This is a genomic window from Corynebacterium sp. EPI-003-04-2554_SCH2473622 (assembly GCF_001665955.1).
In the GTDB taxonomy this organism is placed as follows: domain Bacteria; phylum Actinomycetota; class Actinomycetes; order Mycobacteriales; family Mycobacteriaceae; genus Corynebacterium; species Corynebacterium pseudodiphtheriticum.
Genome location: NZ_LZMN01000085.1, coordinates 1 through 18,452 on the forward strand (window position 1 = coordinate 1; position 18,452 = coordinate 18,452).

The following is an 18,452-nucleotide window of genomic DNA, read 5'->3' on the forward strand; positions in this document are numbered from 1 at the left end:
GCACCACCGGGTCCGTCGACACGATGCGCAGGCGGGTCAGCAAGATATGGTTCTGCGATAATTCGTCCGTCGACAAGCACCCCAGGGTCACCGGGCATACACTGCACGGTCTGGCCCTCAATAGCGATGACCCGTTTAACGAAGCTATTCGCATCCGGGGCGACCACACCAATCGCTGAGCCTACGTTCTGTACACCACGCAGAAAACGATTGTTGCTGCGCGGAGAAGAAAAACCCGAGTGCCACGACTCAGTACCATCAAATACTGCTACATCGCCCGGCTGTGGATCACCAAAACGATAGGCTAACTTGTCGACGACGATGCGATCATTACTCTCCGGACAGTCTGTACACCCCTGCAAGGTTGGCTCCATCGACGACGAAGGCACCACATAAAACCTGCCGACGAAAGCCTGCACCGCAGCAAGAACACCAAAACTCACGACAGCGGTGACGAGCATGATCCGCCAACGCCACGCCTGCGGAGCATTTCGGCGCACAGTGGTCGGGGCAGAACTACTGCTGGATGTCCGGGTCATCGATACCGCCAAAGCGGTTAAACGGGTAAAAGACAAATTTTGCTTTGCCGCGAATATTTTCCGCCGGGATAGTGCCCTGACGATCATCAAACATGTGCGCCCGAGAATCTGCGGAATTAGTCCGGTTGTCCCCCATCATGAAATAGGAATTTTCCGGAACCTCAACCGGGCCAAAATACGGGCCGCCGCAAGCCTCCGAACCTATAGACTCATCGACCGCATACTGTGATGGGCTTTGCACGTAGGACTGATCAATCGGCTGACCATCTACCATCACAGCCGTGTCGCCTTCCTGACAGGACACTGTTTGCCCGCCAGTAGCAATGATGCGCTTCACCAAAGTATTTTCATCTGGCGCGGCCAAACCAACCAACGATAAGCCATCCTGAATACGAGCAAAGACAGCATTATCGGAACGCGGTGACTGATACATGCCGTCCCAGGATGGGGTGCCTTCGAACACCACGACGTCGCCAGGCTGCGGTTCAGAAAAGTAGTAGCTGACCTTTTCCACAAAAATCCGGTCATCCGTGCACTCCGGGCAACCATGCAAAGTCGGTTCCATGGACGCCGAAGGGATCACGTACTGGCGGCCGACGAAATTCTGAAACAGCCCGACGACCACCAAAACCACCAAAACCGTCAGTATGGTCTCGGCCCAAGCTGGCATCCGCGGTTTTTCTTCGGCGGCACCACTGTCGGCGGCATCACTATCGGCAGCTTCACTGCCCCTAGTCGCTTGAGTTTCCTCGCCGGCCGCAGCCGCTGTCGCAGCCCCGGTTTCAGGCGCAGTCCCGGCCTCAGCCGCTGTTGCAGCCTCGGTCTTAGCCACAGACTCAGGCACAGCCTCATCTCGCAGGCGCCGACTTTTGGCTAGATCATCTCCAGTGCGGTTTTCTTCGCTAGTCACGGATTACACCTTAGCAGTGGATAAATGTACAGGCGGCAGATCAGCAACGTACTGAGCAGCACTAGAGGTATTCAGAGCAACAAAAAACCCAGGCAGAATAATTCAGCCTGGGTGATTGCAGCATCTGTGAAAAACTTAGCGCTTTTCCTTGATACGAGCCTTCTTGCCGCGCAGGTTGCGCAGGTAGTACAGCTTCGCGCGACGGACTTTACCGCGGCGAGTAACCTTGATCGAGTCGATGTTTGGAGAGTGCACCGGGAAAGTACGCTCAATTCCGATACCGAAGGAGATCTTACGTACGGTGAAGGTCTCACGAATACCGGAACCTTGACGACGGATGCAGACGCCCGAGAAAAGCTGGGTACGCTGGGTGGTTCCCTCGATAACCTTGACTTCTACGTCCAGGGTATCGCCGGCACGAAATTCTGGGATGTCGTCGCGCAGCTGCGCAGCATCGACTTTGTCGAGAATGTGGTTCATAGCAGTGTCCTTAATACGTCGGGAAAGAGGAGCCTAGCAATCACAAAGAATCATCAGCATGACCGTTACGATTCTGCGTGATGTGACCGGTTCGTATCCTTAACAATCAACCGCTCTAGTCTGGCACAATAGTTAAACAGATTTCAAATCTATTCCAGCAATACAAACGGTGGTTTCATGTCTGCACCTTTCCCTACTCGTGCCCATAGCGCCCGGGAGCACCTGGATTTCCGTTGCTACTTTGTCACCGGATCAGGAAGCCACGACGAGATTGTTGCTCGTGCGGTTGCTGCTGCTCGCGGTGGCGCCGGCATCATCCAAGTGCGCTCCAAACCGATCACGGAGGCAGATCTCTATCGGCTCGCCGCCGATGTCTCGGTGGCTGTTACACAGGTCAACCCGAATTGTGCGGTTCTGGTCGACGATGTCGTGGAACTCGTCGCCAAGCTCAAAACCGATGGCTACCCCATTGCCGGAGTCCATGTCGGTCAAGATGACATGAACGTCGCTAAGGTTCGCGAAATCCTTGGCCCCGGCGCGGTCATCGGCTTGACCACGGGCACAGTTGAACTAGCGCGAGCTGCGAATGCCTACGCCGAAGAGCTGGATTACATCGGTTGCGGTCCGTTTCGGGCAACTCCGACGAAAGATTCCGGACGTAGCCCGCTGGGCATTTCTGGTTATCCACGAATCGTCGCAGCCAGCGCAGTGCCGGTCGTTGCCATTGGCGATGTCACTATCGACGATGCCCAGGACTTAGCCGCCACCGGAGTTGCCGGCGTCGCGATCGTACGCGGGATTATGCATGCTGCGAACCCAGAAAAATATGTAGCTGGCGTCGTCAAGAATGTTACCGCTGGGCAGGCGGCCTCCCGCAGAGCCGAGCAGGTCGAGGTCAATATTATCGGTGCTGGAATGGTGGGTTTGGCTACCGCAGTGGAGTTAGCACACCACGGTCATAGCGTCCGGGTGTTAGATCCGAGCCCTGCATCGGGTGCCACACATCATGCCGGTGGCATGCTCGCACCTGCCGCGGAGGTCGTCTATCAACAAGACCCACTCTTCCCGCTGATGCAGTATTCCGGCCAGTGGTATCCCAAGCTGATGGAGATCGTTGCCGAACACACGGATCTTCCAACTGGCTATCGCACCGAGGGCACGTTAGTGGTCGCTGCCGACCGCGCAGATTCTCAACATCTGACGGAGTTGATGGATTATCAGAATGCGCATGGTATGGATGTGGCGAAACTTTCGGTGCGCCAAGCCCGCAAACTCGAACCGGCACTTTCTCCGGCGGTGGCGGGAGCCGTGGAAATTCCGGGGGACCACCAAATTTTTCCTCGCCAGACTGCCCTTGCGCTGCTCGATGCACTCAGGAACATGGGCGTGGAGATAATCCGAGAACAAGCCACGAAGCTCGAAGATGGTGCGGTGCTTACTGCCCAGGGACGATATCCTGCGAAACAAACTGTACTGTGCAATGGTTTGGGCGCTCGCGATATCGCGGGAGTCTTGCCGGAAACCGGCACCAACCCAGCAAGCCCAAAGGAGGCGTTCCAGCTTCGCCCGGTCTATGGCGAGGTGTTACAACTCCAGTGCCCCGAGCACTTGCAGCCATTGTGCGATCGAGTAATCCGCGGTTTTGTGGAAGACCGTCCGATCTACATCATCCCGCGTTCCGACGGCCGCATCACGATTGGTGCAACCAGTCGCGAAGATCACCGCTCTGGCCCCCCAGCGTCGTCAGTCTACGATCTTCTGCGCGATGCCATCCGCCTCGTGCCCGGAATTGAAGAATGTGAATTTCTCGAAGCTACCACCGGCGCACGCCCTGGCACCCCCAATGATCTACCTTATCTGGGGCGAGTCAGTGCTAATCTGGTGATATCTACCGGCTATTTTCGACACGGGATTTTGCTTTCCGCACTGGCTGCGCGCGTTAGCCGTGAACTCATTGAAGGCGCAACACCTGATCAGCTCAGCGTGGATATCAGCGCTTGCGCCCCGTTTCGCGACGCCCGCTAACAATCCGTTATTCTGCGCTAAAACTACTCCAGAACCGATTATCTGACCCCAGCACCCAGCCTATAGCTGTTGAAAGGATCCACATGACAGATCGCTCTACCGATACTGCTAAGACCGTTGAAATCACGGTTAACGACCAGCCGCACACGACTTCGGCTATTGATGTCACCGCGCTGGTTAAAGAAATCACCGGTAAAGATCTCACAGCGGGCATTGCCGTTGCTATCGACGGTGAAGTAGTGCCGGCTTCGCAATGGTGTCGCGCACTAAACGACGGTGAAACCGTCGATATCCTCAACGCACGGCAAGGAGGCTAGTGACCGCATGCTCACTATTGCAGATCGTTCTTATGAATCCCACTTGATCATGGGCACAGGTGGCTCTTCCTCACAGGAAATGCTGGAAAAAGCACTAATTGCTTCCGGCACACAGCTCACAACGGTCGCGATGCGGCGCTACTCGGCAGCTACCGGCGGAGGCGAATCTGTCTTTGAGTTAATGCAGCGCTTGGGTATCGACCCGTTACCCAATACCGCCGGCTGTCGCACCGCCCGCGATGCTGTGATTACCGCGAAATTGGCCCGCGAAGCACTCGACACCAACTGGGTGAAACTCGAAGTAATCGCCGATGAACACACATTGTTACCCGACGTCACCGAAACCTTGGACGCCTGCGAGCTGCTGATCGACGAAGGCTTTACCGTCTTAGCCTATACCTCTGATGATCCGGTGGTGGCTCGCAAACTCGAAGATGCCGGCGCTGCTGCAGTAATGCCATTGGGCTCACCGATCGGCACGGGCTTAGGAATTTTGAATCCGCATAATATTGAGCTGATCTGTTCTCGCGCGCAAGTACCAGTGCTGATCGATGCCGGTATCGGAACTGCCTCGGATGCCGCCTTTGCCATGGAGTTGGGATGCTCCGGTGTCTTGCTTGCCAGTGCCATCAATCGGTGCCAAAATCCGGTAGCGATGGCTGAGGCGATGCGTCACGCCGTCACCAGCGGACATCTTTCACGTAGCGCAGGACGCATCCCGCGCCGGGAACATGCCCAAGCCTCCAGTACTTTTTCTGGTCTCGCCTCGTGGCCCGATCAAGTGCTATAGATGTGGAGCATGACCACTAATTCTGTCGCGCAAGCACACGATTTCCTCACCCAACTACCCGACCGCGAGATCCAGCGCACTGCGCGGCAAATGAATTTGCCGGGTTTTGGACCGCGCCAACAGGCACGTTTACATGCCAGCCATGTGCTTATCGTTGGTGCCGGTGGCTTGGGGTGCCCAGCGTTACAGCAGCTGGCGGCCGCTGGCGTCGGCAAGATTACGCTGCTGGATGACGACACAGTGGATTTAAGCAATATTCACCGGCAAATTTTGTTTGGCGCCGGTGATGTTGGCAAACCCAAAGTCGAGGTTGCTGCCGCGCGCGCTCGGGAATTGCAACCTGATATTCAAGTTATTGCCCTGGCGGAACGCATACGGGTCGATAATGTCTTGCAACTTTTCGACGGCGTCGACCTGGTGCTGGATGGCTCAGATACTTTTGCTACAAAATATTTAGTCGCTGATGCCTGCGAGATTCTGGGAATCCCACTGGTATGGGGCACGGTCTTGCAGTATTCCGGTGAGGTTGCACTATGGCACTCAGGCCCAGACGTACAAGAGAAGCAACGCGACGGCTCCCAGCAAGCGAAGCAACGTGGTGTTGGATTGCGGGACCTATTTCCCGAACAACCCGATGCCACAAGCGCACCAGATTGCGCAACCGCCGGAGTGTTGGGCGTGACGACGTCCGTGATTGCTGGACTGATGTCTACCGAAGCCATCGCCTATCTCACCGAAATGCGCTACGAACCGGGCCGGGTTTTGCGTTATCAGGCTATGCCAGCTGCGCTGACCAGCTTCCGTGTCCGTACTGATCCGCAACGCCCATTAACCACACAATTAGCAGAGTTTTATGGCGCCAGTTGCGCGGCGACTGCCACTGAACCGAAACGCCTTTCGGATCAAAATGGACAAAAAGACCACGCCACACAAGCACGCAAGCTTTTGCAACGAGTGGCTGGGGGCACAGCAGTAGCGCTTGATGTACGAGAAGCGCACGAGAAATACCTGGCAGACCTTCCAGAGCATTACCAGCCACTGCGACTACCGCTTAGTACGATCACCAACAGCGCAGACATCAAGACCACAATTGGATCCGCTACAGAAGTCGTGGTTTTTTGTGCTTCCGGGCTGCGCAGCCAACGCGTCATCGACGAATATGGCCCTGCGCTACCGCAAGTGCAGTTATGCAGCCTACCCGGCGGGCTCAATGCGCTCGGTACCGACCATCGGAAACCCTAGAATCCAAGCCCGTTGCTGGCACGCAAAAGGCCCGACTCCCGAGACGGGAGCGGGCAAATAAGAACGGGAAAGCTTTAGAGGTATTCCAAAGCGTTGAAACCGCCGATGACCAGACCAAGGCCAACTGCCATCACAACGAAGAAACCAATGAACGGCAGATAAACCTCAGACATATTCGACGGCTGATCATCACCGGTTTTAATGTCCCGGGCCTCTTCTTGCCGGTCCTGCTTGGTACTCATGCTTTGCCCCTTTGAATAGCTTTCTAAACTCGCACCCGGGCATAACTTGTAGCACGTGCGCTACACCCGGGCATCGTCTCCTACAGTATACTGCCTGCTTCCAACAGAATCCAACAGCCGTGCGTTAAAGACGCACGAAACTAACCAAGAGTTAGGCACCGAAACCGGCGTTGCGCAAGGCATCAGCCATAGAACCAGCTGGTTTATTCTTCGCCGTGGCAGCAGAGTTTTTGGTCCCACGCCCCTTTCCAGCACGAGTCTCAGTGCGATCACCACCCGACCGCCCGGATCGACCACCCTGATTCGAGGACTTCCGGGAAGACCCACCGCCTGGCTTGTTGCCACCCGATTTATTGCTGCCAGCGCCAGGCTCATCGTCTAAACGTAAACTCAATCCAATGCGCTGACGGTCAACATCAACATCAATGACCTTCACCTTCACAATCTCACCCGAACGCACCACTGTGTGCGGATCAGACACGAATTTGTTGCTCATCGCAGAAATATGCACCAAGCCATCTTGGTGTACCCCAACGTCTATAAACGCTCCGAAAGCAGCAACATTGGTAACCGTGCCTTCTAAGATCATGCCCGGTTGCAAATCCGCTACCTTCGTCACGCCTTCTTTAAAACTCGCTGTTCGGAATTCCGGACGCGGATCGCGGCCGGGCTTCTCCAGTTCAGCAATAATATCGGCGATGGTCAGCTCACCAAACTCCTCGTCTGCAAACTCAGCAGGCTGCAACTTCGCCAGACGAGCAGAATCACCGATTAACTCTTCCACGCCTGCTCCAACCGCAGCCGCAATTTTTTGCACTACCGGATAAGCCTCGGGGTGTACCGCAGAGGAATCCAAAGGATTATCCCCGCCATTGATACGCAAAAACCCTGCCGCTTGTTCGAACGCTTTGGGCCCTAAACGTGGTACTTCTACCAACTCTTTGCGCGTAGCAAACCGGCCATTCTGATGCCGGTAAGTCACCAAATTCTCCGCAACGGTCGCGTTTAACCCGGCCACTCGTTCTAATAGCGGAACCGAAGCCGTGTTGACATCCACTCCCACGCTGTTTACTGCATCCTCGACGACGTCGTCCAGCGCCCGGGCTAGGTTGGTCTGATTCACATCGTGCTGGTATTGCCCCACACCGATGGACTTCGGATCGATTTTCACTAGCTCAGCCAACGGGTCTTGCAAACGCCGGGCAATCGAAACTGCTCCACGTAGAGAAACGTCCATATCCGGCAATTCGGCCGCCGCTTGTGCCGAGGCGGAATACACCGATGCACCAGATTCCGACACCACAACAACTTGCGGGCGTGTTTCCAACGTGCCGACAACTTCCGCTGCTAACTCTTCCGACTCCCGGGAGGCCGTTCCATTACCCACGGCGACGAGCTCTACGGCGTGCTTAGCGCACAAACCGCGCAACACCTCCACCGCCTGCGCCCACTGCTTTTGTGGCTGGTGCGGATATACCACTGTGGTATCCACGACTTTTCCGGTGGCATCGACCACCGCGCACTTCACACCGTTGCGGTAGCCCGGATCCATACCCAACATGGCTTTTTGCCCAGCGGGTGCAGCCAGTAAAACATCACGCAAGTTCGTCGAAAAAACCTGTAGGGCTTCATCTTCTGCATAGCTACGCAGACGGTTGCGCGCATCCAACCCAGCAGAGACCATCAACTTGGTTCGCCACCCCCAACGCACAGCCTGTGCCAACCAACTCGAGGCCGCGGTATCTAGTTCGAAACGCTGAGCAATCAAATGCTCGTAGCCTGCGTCATCACCACCATCGAATTCCAGCTGGATAATGCCTTCCGATTCCGCGCGTAACAACGCCAAAATGCGATGTGAAGGCAATGCGGTCAACGGCTCCGAAAAATCGAAATAATCACGGAATTTCGCACCTTCAGTTTCTTTCCCAGCCACGACCTGAGCGCCCAGAGTGCCATCACGGAAAAACTGCTCACGAACCTCCCCGACCAGGTCCGCGTCCAAAGCGAGCCTATCGACCAAAATCGCTCGGGCGCCATCCAGGGCCGCTTTGGCATCAGCATAGCCGTCGACAAGATAATCCTGCGCAGCGGTCTCCGGATCCACCGACGGATTCTCAATCAACGTGTCCGTCAACGGCTCCAGGCCAGCTTCCCGAGCTTTGTCCGCCTTGGTCTTCCTGCGTTTTTTATACGGAAGGTAGAGATCTTCTAAACGAGCCTTGGAATCGCATTCGCTAATCTCCGCGCGCAGCTTATCTGTGAGCTTGCCTTGCTCGTCGATTGCAGCGAGTATCGTCTCCTTGCGCGCTGCGAGTTCTTCCAGGTAGTCCGCGCGCTGTTGGATGTGCCGCAACTGGGTATCATCCAGCGCGCCGGTAGCTTCCTTGCGGTAACGGGCGATAAACGGGACGGTGTTTCCTTCGGCAAGCAGGGACAATGCTGCCTGCACGCGGTTACTGGAAACACCTAATTCTTCGGCAATAACACTGGCGATCATTGGGCCAAGCCTAGTTATTCGCCACCATCTCCACCACCTTTAGGCGAGCTTCTAGCAGAAGGCTAGTCCGCGGACCGCCTGATATTCCCGCTAATTTTCGCCGATACCTGCTGCTTCTTCCCGGATAGCGGCGAGAATTTTCCGGTCCGCTGTGCTCAGCTCCACATTTTCCAATAGATCTGGGCGCCGTGACTGCGTGCGCAGCAACGCTTGTTGCCGCCGCCACTGCGCCACTTTGCCATGATGCCCGGAAGTTAATACTTCCGGAATTTCTAAACCGCGCCACACGCGTGGCTTGGTGTACGACGGCGCTTCCAACAAGCCGTCGGAAAACGAGTCTTCCTGATGCGAACGTTGGTTGCCCAAAACCCCGGGGATTAACCGAACGATAGCTTCGGCAATCACCAAAGCCGCAACCTCGCCGCCAATCAAGACGTAATCACCGATCGAAACCTCACGCACACGGTAGCGGTGGGCCGCGTCATCAATAACGCGTTGATCAATACCTTCGTAGCGCCCACACGCGAAAACAATGTGGTCTTCATTGGACCAGGCTTGTGCCTTATTTTGACTAAACACTGCGCCAGCAGGGCTAGGCACAAGCAGCAACGGTGCATTCGGGTCCTCGCCTGCCAAGACATCCCGATCATCGTAGCGTTGCGGAACAGTACCGGACAGTTCATCGTGAGTAGCACCGTGGATGTGCTGCACTGCGGAATCTAACTGTTCAGCCCCTCCTGCACGTTTTCCCGCGGCAATCTCGTCGAGCGCAGGGCCCCATACCTCGGGTTTCATTACCATTCCTGGCCCGCCTCCATAAGGCGAATCGTCGACGGACTTGTGCACCCCCGTGGCCCAGTCGCGGAGGTCATACACACCGACACTGATCAGACCACGCTCGATTGCGCGCCCAAGCAACGCGTGACGTAATGGCTGCAAATATTCTGGGAATATTGAGACAACATCAAGTCTCACAGGTCCAACAACCCTTCCGGCGGAGTGATCGTCATCGTTCCAGCTTCCAAATCTACTTCGGCAATGAACTCGTCGACGAATGGGACTAAAACGGTGCGACCGTCGTCGGTCAGCGTGATTTCCAGCAAACTACGGTTGATGGTTTCGACGACACCGCTAATTGCGCCAATCTCCGTGCCATCGTGCCACACGCGCAAACCTTCCAAGTCATGGTCATAATAACCATCCTCGTCCGAATCATCAGCCGGCGCATAAAACTCCATGCCCCGCAACGATTCCGCCGTAGTGCGGTCCGTGATTTCCTTCAATGCAAGTAATAAACGCCCTTTATGCGGACGCGCACTGCGGACCTGTAATGATTGCGTGCGACCTGACTGACGGCCCTCGATAACAGTATCCGGGGCAAAGCGGCCTTCCGGGTCATCGGTAGTAGTTTCCACCACGACTTCGCCACGGATGCCATGGGTCTTAACGACCCGACCAATTCGTACGTCCATATCCCCTAATTTAGCGTGTCCGTCATACAAAAACCGCGCGGGTTCCCGGTTCGGGAACGCCACGCGGTGTTGCAAAGCCTGCGGAATCTTTCAGACCGACTGCAGACTTTTAGTCGTTGGATTCAGCTTCGGCTTCGCCTTCAGCAGCAGCCTTCTCAGCTTCTGCCTTTTCCTTAGCAGCTTTAGCGTCGGCTTCTTCCTTAGCCTTCTTCTTCTTTTCGGTGATGGCTTCGATAGATGGGCCGTTGTTGGCTTCCTCCAGGGCCTTGTTGAACAGCTCCAGCTTGGAAGGCTTCGGCTCAGCGGTCTTCAGAGTACCCTCTGCACCAGGCAAGCCCTTGAACTTCTGCCAGTCACCGGTGACCTTCAGCAGAGCGAGAACCGGCTCGGTAGGCTGTGCACCAACAGACAACCAGTACTGAGCGCGCTCGGAATCAATATCGATCAGGGAAGGCTCCTGCTTAGGCTGGTATCGACCGATAACCTCGATCTCTTTACCATCACGGCGGGTGCGAGAATCGGCGATGACCACACGGTACTGTGGAGTGCGGATCTTGCCGAGGCGTTGCAGCTTAATTTTGACAGCCATTATTGGCTCCTTTTCTTTGTAGAGATTCACTGGGTAGTTCTGACACCTGCGAATACAGGCCGGTTCAACCCTTGGATTAGTCTGCGCGTGATCCCAACCGCGACGACCGTAGACGACCGCGATGTTACGCAGATACACAGACAGCCCTCGAGTATAGCCCGGAAACTTGTTGTTGGCCAACCACGGTTTTCTTGCCGCACATTCGCACAGCAGCGGTTTAGTCAACAGCAAGTTAATCAGCAAGGGCTTAAGCCAAGTTGACCAGCAGCGGCTTAAGCAAAGCCCCTGCAGGGTGAGTCAAATAGGGCGAACAAGAAAAAAACGTTAAACTACCCAAGTATCCATAATCGATATCGCTATTCGCTCCCGTTTCGCAACAGTCTTATCACCGATTGATTATTTGACCCCGCTTTGACTCCCACACCAAATAAACCCTCCTACCGCTATGACTTGGACGGCCTACGCGGCCTTGCCATCGCCCTAGTGGTAGTTTTCCATGTCTTTGTTGGCAGGGTATCCGGTGGCGTGGATGTGTTCTTACTGTTGTCCGGTTATTTCTTTCTTGGTTCACAGCTCCGCTATGCCTCTGGTGATAACGCCTCGCTGAATCCATGGTGGCCCATCTGGCGCACAATTCGACGGATAGTCCCCGCACTCGCATTAGTTGTGGGCATCACCGTGATTTTAGTGCTGACCACCACCCCGTGGCTGATGAATATCGAACTGGCACAGCAGATAACCGCCAGCCTAGCCTATTACCAAAACTGGGAGTTGACCAGGCAAGACGCGGATTATGCTGCGGCGGCAGCGGAAATCTCCCCACTGCAACATCTGTGGTCGATGGCAGTGCAAGGGCAGTTTTATGTGCTGGGCATCGGATTCGCATTGTTGCTGGCGTGGGCGCTACAGAACCGTAGGCACCTGGTACAGCGGGTTGCGGGGCCGATACTTGCCATCGTCACGGCCATTTCATTTGCTTATGCTTCCCGCTTCGGCCTTTACGGCATGTCAGATAATTATTATTCCACCTGGTCACGGATGTGGGAATTAAGCCTCGGGGCAGTTTTGGTGATTTACGGCAGCAAACTAGCCCTGAACCGTTGGCTTTCCGACATTGCTGGCGTCACCGGGTTGGTGTTGCTGTTTATCACAGGCATCATCGTCGAAGATTCCACGGCCTATCCCGGGCCATTGTCGCTGCTTCCAATTGGTGGCGCCGTACTGTTGATCATAGGTGGCAACGGCTACATCGCACAGTTTTTAGCCACTCGCTCGATGCGTTGGCTCGGTGAAATCGCCTACTCGCTGTACCTTTGGCACTGGCCCCTACTCATTATTGCTACGAATTACTGGAAGCAATCCGAACCCAGCGCGATACTGGGCATTAGTATCATCGCTATTTCCGTGCTGTTGGCGTGGATCACAAATAGGTTCATAGAAAAACCGCTGCGGGAAAAATCTTCCCGCCGGACGAGCAAGTCTCCACAGATCACCTGGAAGGAACTGCGCCAGAACATTAGCTCGCACCGTGCACGCGCCACCGGAGCCACTGTTACGGTTGCCGCCTTGCTCGCGTTGTTCTGCATCCAACCATGGTGGACGCAGCGTCTACACAATGAACGCAGCCTGCCGTTACCGCAGGAAATGTATCCTGGCGTGCTGGCCCAATCTGGGCACGACGTCCCAAAGAATGTAGACGTCGCACCAGATCCACATCTCGTTTCTAGCCTCGCCCCTGTCGTGTCCGAGGTCCACTGCTTTATCCCGGCCGATCATCCTTCTTCGACCGTGCAATTCGAGGAATCCCGCTATGGGGAACCCTGCGTTTTCGGTGACCGTGATGCAGACAAGACCGTTTACTTAGTAGGAGGCTCACACGCCGAACAGTGGGCTGGGCCGTTAGATGCGCTGGGGAAAAAATACGGTTTCCGCTTAGAGGTGATGCTGCGCGCGGGCTGCCCGATTGTCACGGGACCAAATGATTTGATCGTCGGCACTCATCAAATTGATCAGCGCTGCTATAACTGGAGTCAGCGGGTAATTGAGAAATTGCGCGAAGAAAAACCTGACCTCGTGATTTCAAATTCGACCCGACCGGTAGGCGAATTTGGTCATGGCCCAGATTATGTCCCGTATGGCTACGCAGCTTTTTGGCAAGAGCTTGCCGACGCTGACATCGATTTTGTCGGGTTACGCGATAACCCTTGGGGCTTTCGGCCCAACGGCGAGCCTTTCAACTTCAGTAACTGCCTAGTGGACGGTGGCGGGCTGTGTTCAGTCGCACGGAAGCAGGTGTATCAAGAAGTCGACCCCGCCGAATCCGTGTTGAATGAGCTGGGAATGAAGGCCGTAGATACAGCAGATTGGTTCTGCGACCAGCGACGCTGTGAAGTTGTTATCGGCAATATCGCTGTCTATCGCGATATGCACCATATTTCGAATGCATATGCAAAATCGGCCCAGCCTTTGCTGGAGCCGATTATCAAACCTTACGTCAAATAGCTTACTTGTTACCGAAGTTGAGCTTGCTCAAATCGATATTTTCCATTCCCGGAGGCATCTGCTGCTGCATTTGCTGTAGATCTTTCATCGATGGCATTCCGCCTCCCATTCCAGGCATACCTGGCATGTTTGGCATGCCTCCGCCACCGCCCCCGCCTTTCTTCCGTTTGCCCTTCTTGTTCTTCCGGCCCTTTGGTTTCTTCTTCGTCGCCGAACGTTTCGATCCGCCCATTCCAGGCATACCGAACTGCCCAGCCATCTTGCTCATCATCTTTTTCGCTTCGAAGAAGCGCTCCACCAGTTGATTAACTTCGGAGACTTCCACACCGGAACCGGCCGCAATACGCTTGCGGCGAGAAGCGTTCAAGATCTTCGGATCGTCGCGCTCAGCAGGGGTCATGCCGCGAATAATGGCCTGGATGCGATCCAGTTGTTTTTCGTCGACCATGTCGGCCATCTTCGACATTTGGCTACCGCCTGGCATCATCTTCAATAGATTGCCGATGGGGCCCATCTTACGCACCATCATGAGCTGGTCGAGGAAGTCATTCAGCGTCATCTCGCCCGAGCCGAGCTTATGCGCAGCCTCTTCGGCCTTTTTCTGGTCGAGGTTAGCCTCAGCCTGCTCAATCAAAGTGAGCATGTCGCCCATGCCCAAGATACGGCTGGCCATGCGCTCAGGATGGAATACATCAAAATCGGTGAGTTTCTCGCCGGTCGAAGCGTACAGGATCGGCTTGCCGGTTACCTCACGAATAGACAGCGCTGCACCACCACGAGCATCACCGTCCAACTTTGTCAGAACAACGCCAGTAAAATCGACGCCATCCCGGAAAGCCTCGGCGGTATGAACGGCATCCTGACCGATCATCGAGTCTATGACAAACAAGACTTCGTCGGGATTAACCGCGTTCCGAATATCCCGGGCCTGGTTCATCAAAGTCTCGTCAATACCAAGGCGACCAGCAGTATCGATAATAACGACGTCATGTTGGGCCTTGCGGGCTTCTTCAATGCCGTTACGTGCGACCTCGACTGGGTCTCCGTGCGAGGTTCCCATTTCATGTTGGGAATCCATGGAGGTGCCAGGGTCCGGAGCGAAGGTTTTGACTCCCGCGCGCTCACCAACAATGCGCAGCTGATCAACAGCGCCTGGGCGCTGCAAGTCACAAGCTACCAGCATTGGGGTGTGACCACGGCTTTCCAGGTGTTTGGCGAGCTTACCCGCCAGAGTGGTTTTACCAGCACCTTGCAAACCAGCCAACATGATGACTGTCGGCGGGGTTTTCGCCAAGTTCAAACGCCGTGTCTCGCCGCCGAGGATATCTTGAAGTTCCTCATTGACGATTTTTACAACCTGTTGAGCCGGGTTCAGGGCTTCGGAAACTTCCGCGCCAATGGCACGATCTTTGATGCGTTTAATGAAACCGCGCACGACGGTGAGCGAAACGTCGGCTTCCAACAACGCCAACCGGATTTCCCGGGCGGTGGCATTGATATCCGCCTCCGTCAGTTTGCCCTTGCCGCGAAGGCCTTTCAGGGCAGACTGTAGCCTGTCGGACAATGACTCAAACACGTCGTGTAACTCCCTACCGTTGGCATATACTAGCCCCACTAGCCTAGCCGGTCTTGCCCGCGCAGGTCATATCAGACTCCCCCAAATGCCGGGGCCACGAAAACACAGGATTTAGATTGCTTTTCCGCCGCTTTCCCGAGTACGGACTCGGATAACGTCTTCGGCCGGGGTAACTCAAAATGACAGCCACAGTAGCAGCGGTAGTGCTTACTCAGTCCGGCCTTGCTAAACCAATCGCAAGATAGTTAGGGGTTAAGTAGCAAAAAGCCCCAGGCCACAAGGCCTAGGGCATATAATCAAATCGAATTAGTCGCGTTTGCGCGCTTGTCCGGTCTCTTGTTTGTACTGGAAATCGTCGGGAGAGACGAATTCACCTTCCCAAACGTTTGCTTCGTTAAATTGCACATCGACGATTGCGACGTGACGCAGAATGGACGAACGTGAAATCAGTATCGAGCCGATTGCCGAAGTGCCCAGCAGTAAGATGATCGCCCCGATGCCAACGATTGCGGTAGACCAACGGGGCTCCAACAAAAAGACACCGATAATAATCATCGACACACCAAAGCCTGATGCTGTCGACAGAACTGACATACGCGCGTAAACATCTCGGAAAGTAAGCATGCCTGCACCGCAGATTACGAAGTTGGCAGCGCCTATAAGGATGAATACCGAGGAAACAATTTCCATAACGTCCATTAACGAGCACCCCTCAATAGAGCACGGGATAGCGAGACTGCCGACAAAAAGCCGACCAGTGACGCGACGAGCATCAGGTCAAAGGTATAACCGGATCCTTTCAAGAATCCGCTGAGCCCGAGAAGCGCAACCAGTACGAACAATAAGAAGTCCGCGGCGGAAACCCGGTCCGAACGGGTCGGCCCCACCAACATACGATACGCTGCGGGAAGCGCCGACAGTGCGATCATAACGATTGCGATAGCGATTACGGTTGTCATTATTTAGCGTCCTCATTCAATCGCGGACGGAACATGATGCCCTTCAGCATGCGTTCTTCCATGTCCCGGAGATCTTCGCGTAATTCGTCGGCAGATTTGTTATACATACCGTGCACATACATGATGCGTACACCGTTCTTCGTCTCCCCTGCACCGACTACCAAAGTACCTGGGGTGATGGTCACCAACGCCGCGAACAGCGTGTAATGGCCGGCTTTAAAACTGCGAGATTCATAACAAGCTACGCCTGGCGTCGAATCATGGCCCCGGGAAATAATGTCGCGAATAACGGACATATTCGCAACAACGAATTCTTTCAGGTACCAGAGCCAAAAGCCCAACATACGAAATGGCCAAGTCACAATATCCATTAGTTTTTCACCGCCTCAACATAGCTGGAGGTATCCATCAGGTTGTTAGCGGCTACCTCGGAATACTGCATCAAATATTCGCCACCGACACCAAGCACCAAGGTAATGACGGCAGTTATTACTGCTGGAGCAGCGAGCCAAAAACCAATACGCGATTTCGGTTTCTTCGTGGTTTTGTCCTCAGTCATCGTCTGAGAATCGCTACGCGTATATGTGGCAACGCCGCCTCCCAAGGTTGCATGAGGGCCGTCTGGGTCTTGTCCGTGCGCGGGATCCGGCAGTGGGGTTTTCGGGTTACCCCAGAAAACGCCTCCCCAGATCTTCAGCATCGACAATAGCGTGAGCAAAGAGACGACCACCATGACTGCCAACGGGTAGATCCAGTTAACCTCCCAAGTAGCTATCATCAGCGAGAATTTGGCTACGAAGCCGGAGAATGGCGGGATACCGGCCAGAGACAAAGCTGCGACGAAGAACGCAACGGCCATGATTGGTTCGCGTTTCGCCATCGCGGTCACCTTGCCCAATTCGCCGGTTCCGTATTGCACCTCGATTGCGCCGGTCGACATAAACAGAGAGGCTTTCACAATCATGTGGTGTACAAGATAGAAAATGCCTGCTGCCAAACCGAGTTCCGTAAACAACGCGACGCCCATCATGATGTAGCCGAGCTGGGAAACCATGTGGAATGCCAGAATCGAACGCGTAGTTTTCTCACCCACTGCTCCCAGGACACCAACGACCATGGTTAAGCTGAACAGCGCGACCATGATCCAGAGGAAGCGGTCATCGCCATCGAAGAGCACCGCGTAGATGCGGTAAATCATGTAAACGCCGACTTTGGTGTGCAAGCCGGAAAACAGTGCGGTAATCGCAGGGCTGGTATACGGGTAGGTCTGCGCCAACCAGGAGTGAACCGGCACGATCGACGCCTTGATGAACATAGCCAGCAAGCACACAGCACCTGCCAGGGCGACGGCTGGGTCTTCTTTGGCGGCACCGGCTAGCTCAGCGAGGTTAATGCTTCCGGCTGTGCCGTAAACCAGACCTACACCGACCATGTACAACGTAGAGCCAAGAAGGTTCGACGCAATGAATAGGCGCATGCCACCTACTAGCAGTGATCCACCGCGCTGGTGAATCGTTAATGCATACAACCCGTAGGACGGCAAGAGCATGATCTCAAGACAAACGAAAAAGTTAAAGAGATCGCCAGTCAAGATCGCACCAAAGACGCCGGCCATCAAAATGAGGATCAATGGTGCGGCAAAGCGCTGCTTGGTTAGACCCGAAGCAGCAGCAAACCAGGCACAGACTAGGCCGAGTACGGCCGTAGTCACGAGCATCAGCACAGCGAACATATCGGCCACGAATGGGATCGAATATCCAAAGCCCCACATACCAATGTTGTGAGCGATGGTTTGCCCGTCAGAAACCAGTGGGAACAGCGCGGCAGATGCTGCGATAGAGCCAGTCAGCGTTGCGAAGAGCACAATGTCTTGTAACAACTGGAAACGGTGTCCGACGACCAGGACGCCACCAAGCACTAGGGGCAGCGCAGTAAAGAGTGGTAATAGTGCAGCAATATCCATTACAGAACCACATCCTGCTCGCGTGCAAGGTTAACTTCTGGGCGGGTGGCGTCGTCTTTCTTACCGACGGCTGCCGTGACAAACATCAAAACCGAAATTGAGAAGGAAATCACGATTGCGGTGAGAACTAATGCCTGCGGCAGTGGGTCGGCTGCTTCCGCGACGGCCGCGGTGTCGTGGCTTCCGAATGGCTCGTTACGCGAAGCAGTACCGCCGGCTGCAATCAGGATTAGGTTTGCTCCATGCGAGAGCAGGGTAAAGCCGAGCGCAATGCGTAGCATGTCGCGGCGCATCATTAAATACACCGCACAGCCTACGAGCAGGCCGGCAGAAATGGCGAGTGTCATAA

At 55.0% G+C, this 18,452-nt stretch carries 19 protein-coding genes and 1 pseudogene; 6 read left to right on the top strand and 14 right to left on the bottom strand.

From position 1 onward, the window contains the following. The 3 genes from lepB (A5774_RS10575) to rplS form a co-directional block, all read right to left on the bottom strand. Positions 1 to 539 (bottom strand): signal peptidase I (gene lepB, locus A5774_RS10575; RefSeq protein WP_064834726.1); only part of this gene is annotated, 539 nt, incomplete at its 3' end. Next, positions 517 to 1,209 carry a signal peptidase I gene (gene lepB / locus A5774_RS10580; RefSeq protein WP_051619289.1) on the bottom strand — a complete coding sequence of 231 codons (693 nt, stop codon included), beginning with the start codon at positions 1,207 to 1,209 and terminating at the stop codon, positions 517 to 519. The genes lepB (A5774_RS10575) and lepB (A5774_RS10580), both read right to left, overlap by 23 nt. 375 nt (positions 1,210 to 1,584) lie before the next feature. Beyond that, positions 1,585 to 1,929 (bottom strand): 50S ribosomal protein L19, encoded by a 345-nt coding sequence (gene rplS, locus A5774_RS10585; RefSeq protein WP_021352694.1) that lies wholly within the window; start codon positions 1,927 to 1,929, stop codon positions 1,585 to 1,587. Positions 1,930 to 2,106: 177 nt separating this feature from the next. Between rplS and A5774_RS11805 the strand changes: the two are divergent. The 5 genes and pseudogenes from A5774_RS11805 to A5774_RS10605 form a co-directional block, all read left to right on the top strand. After that, positions 2,107 to 2,772 (top strand): annotated as a pseudogene (locus A5774_RS11805) (thiamine phosphate synthase); the annotation flags it as partial. A 57-nt stretch (positions 2,773 to 2,829) separates the two neighbouring features. Then, on the top strand, positions 2,830 to 3,954 hold the full coding sequence (gene thiO, locus A5774_RS10590; RefSeq protein WP_027017851.1) for a glycine oxidase ThiO: 1,125 nt from the start codon (positions 2,830 to 2,832) through the stop codon (positions 3,952 to 3,954). Positions 3,955 to 4,037: 83 nt separating this feature from the next. Further along, positions 4,038 to 4,271: a sulfur carrier protein ThiS gene (thiS, locus tag A5774_RS10595; protein ID WP_023019307.1), complete on the top strand. Its 234-nt coding sequence runs from the start codon at positions 4,038 to 4,040 to the stop codon at positions 4,269 to 4,271. Between the two features lie 7 nt (positions 4,272 to 4,278). Beyond that, positions 4,279 to 5,061 (top strand): thiazole synthase, encoded by a 783-nt coding sequence (locus A5774_RS10600; protein WP_064834717.1) that lies wholly within the window; start codon positions 4,279 to 4,281, stop codon positions 5,059 to 5,061. Positions 5,062 to 5,070: 9 nt separating this feature from the next. Next, on the top strand, positions 5,071 to 6,303 hold the full coding sequence (locus tag A5774_RS10605; RefSeq protein ID WP_064834718.1) for a ThiF family adenylyltransferase: 1,233 nt from the start codon (positions 5,071 to 5,073) through the stop codon (positions 6,301 to 6,303). A 74-nt stretch (positions 6,304 to 6,377) separates the two neighbouring features. Here the strand turns inward: A5774_RS10605 and A5774_RS11385 are convergent, their stop codons facing one another. The 5 genes from A5774_RS11385 to rpsP all read right to left on the bottom strand — a co-directional run bounded on the left by A5774_RS11385 (position 6,378) and on the right by rpsP (position 11,103). After that, positions 6,378 to 6,545, bottom strand: coding sequence for a hypothetical protein (locus A5774_RS11385; RefSeq protein ID WP_021352699.1), 168 nt, complete (start codon positions 6,543 to 6,545; stop codon positions 6,378 to 6,380). Between the two features lie 151 nt (positions 6,546 to 6,696). Continuing rightward, on the bottom strand, positions 6,697 to 9,042 hold the full coding sequence (locus tag A5774_RS10610) for a Tex family protein (RefSeq protein ID WP_064834719.1): 2,346 nt from the start codon (positions 9,040 to 9,042) through the stop codon (positions 6,697 to 6,699). Positions 9,043 to 9,132: 90 nt separating this feature from the next. After that, on the bottom strand, positions 9,133 to 10,017 hold the full coding sequence (trmD, locus tag A5774_RS10615; RefSeq protein WP_021352701.1) for a tRNA (guanosine(37)-N1)-methyltransferase TrmD: 885 nt from the start codon (positions 10,015 to 10,017) through the stop codon (positions 9,133 to 9,135). Continuing rightward, positions 10,014 to 10,514 carry a ribosome maturation factor RimM gene (rimM, locus tag A5774_RS10620; RefSeq protein WP_024272731.1) on the bottom strand — a complete coding sequence of 167 codons (501 nt, stop codon included), beginning with the start codon at positions 10,512 to 10,514 and terminating at the stop codon, positions 10,014 to 10,016. Before rimM ends, trmD begins: the two co-directional genes overlap by 4 nt. Before the next feature lie 109 nt (positions 10,515 to 10,623). After that, positions 10,624 to 11,103 carry a 30S ribosomal protein S16 gene (gene rpsP / locus A5774_RS10625; protein WP_064834720.1) on the bottom strand — a complete coding sequence of 160 codons (480 nt, stop codon included), beginning with the start codon at positions 11,101 to 11,103 and terminating at the stop codon, positions 10,624 to 10,626. A gap of 411 nt (positions 11,104 to 11,514) precedes the next feature. On the opposite strand from rpsP, the gene A5774_RS10630 reads away from it, so the two are divergent. Then, positions 11,515 to 13,605: an acyltransferase family protein gene (locus tag A5774_RS10630; protein WP_064834721.1), complete on the top strand. Its 2,091-nt coding sequence runs from the start codon at positions 11,515 to 11,517 to the stop codon at positions 13,603 to 13,605. 1 nt (position 13,606) lies between these two features. Here the strand turns inward: A5774_RS10630 and ffh are convergent, their stop codons facing one another. From ffh to A5774_RS10660, 6 genes are all read right to left on the bottom strand, one after another. Further along, on the bottom strand, positions 13,607 to 15,181 hold the full coding sequence (gene ffh, locus A5774_RS10635; protein WP_021352706.1) for a signal recognition particle protein: 1,575 nt from the start codon (positions 15,179 to 15,181) through the stop codon (positions 13,607 to 13,609). A 306-nt stretch (positions 15,182 to 15,487) separates the two neighbouring features. Continuing rightward, the gene (locus A5774_RS10640; RefSeq protein WP_021352707.1) at positions 15,488 to 15,880 is read right to left on the bottom strand and encodes a monovalent cation/H(+) antiporter subunit G; all 393 of its coding nucleotides are present in this window, start codon (positions 15,878 to 15,880) and stop codon (positions 15,488 to 15,490) included. Continuing rightward, positions 15,880 to 16,140, bottom strand: a complete 261-nt coding sequence (locus A5774_RS10645) for a monovalent cation/H+ antiporter complex subunit F (RefSeq protein ID WP_021352708.1) — start codon at positions 16,138 to 16,140, stop codon at positions 15,880 to 15,882. The genes A5774_RS10640 and A5774_RS10645 overlap by 1 nt, the downstream gene beginning before the upstream one ends. After that, the gene (locus A5774_RS10650) at positions 16,140 to 16,511 is read right to left on the bottom strand and encodes a Na+/H+ antiporter subunit E (protein ID WP_021352709.1); all 372 of its coding nucleotides are present in this window, start codon (positions 16,509 to 16,511) and stop codon (positions 16,140 to 16,142) included. The genes A5774_RS10645 and A5774_RS10650 overlap by 1 nt, the downstream gene beginning before the upstream one ends. Next, on the bottom strand, positions 16,511 to 18,103 hold the full coding sequence (locus A5774_RS10655) for a monovalent cation/H+ antiporter subunit D family protein (RefSeq protein ID WP_021352710.1): 1,593 nt from the start codon (positions 18,101 to 18,103) through the stop codon (positions 16,511 to 16,513). Before A5774_RS10655 ends, A5774_RS10650 begins: the two co-directional genes overlap by 1 nt. Next, positions 18,103 to 18,450: a sodium:proton antiporter gene (locus A5774_RS10660; RefSeq protein ID WP_021352711.1), complete on the bottom strand. Its 348-nt coding sequence runs from the start codon at positions 18,448 to 18,450 to the stop codon at positions 18,103 to 18,105. The genes A5774_RS10655 and A5774_RS10660 overlap by 1 nt, the downstream gene beginning before the upstream one ends. Between the last annotated feature and the right edge of the window lie 2 nt (positions 18,451 to 18,452).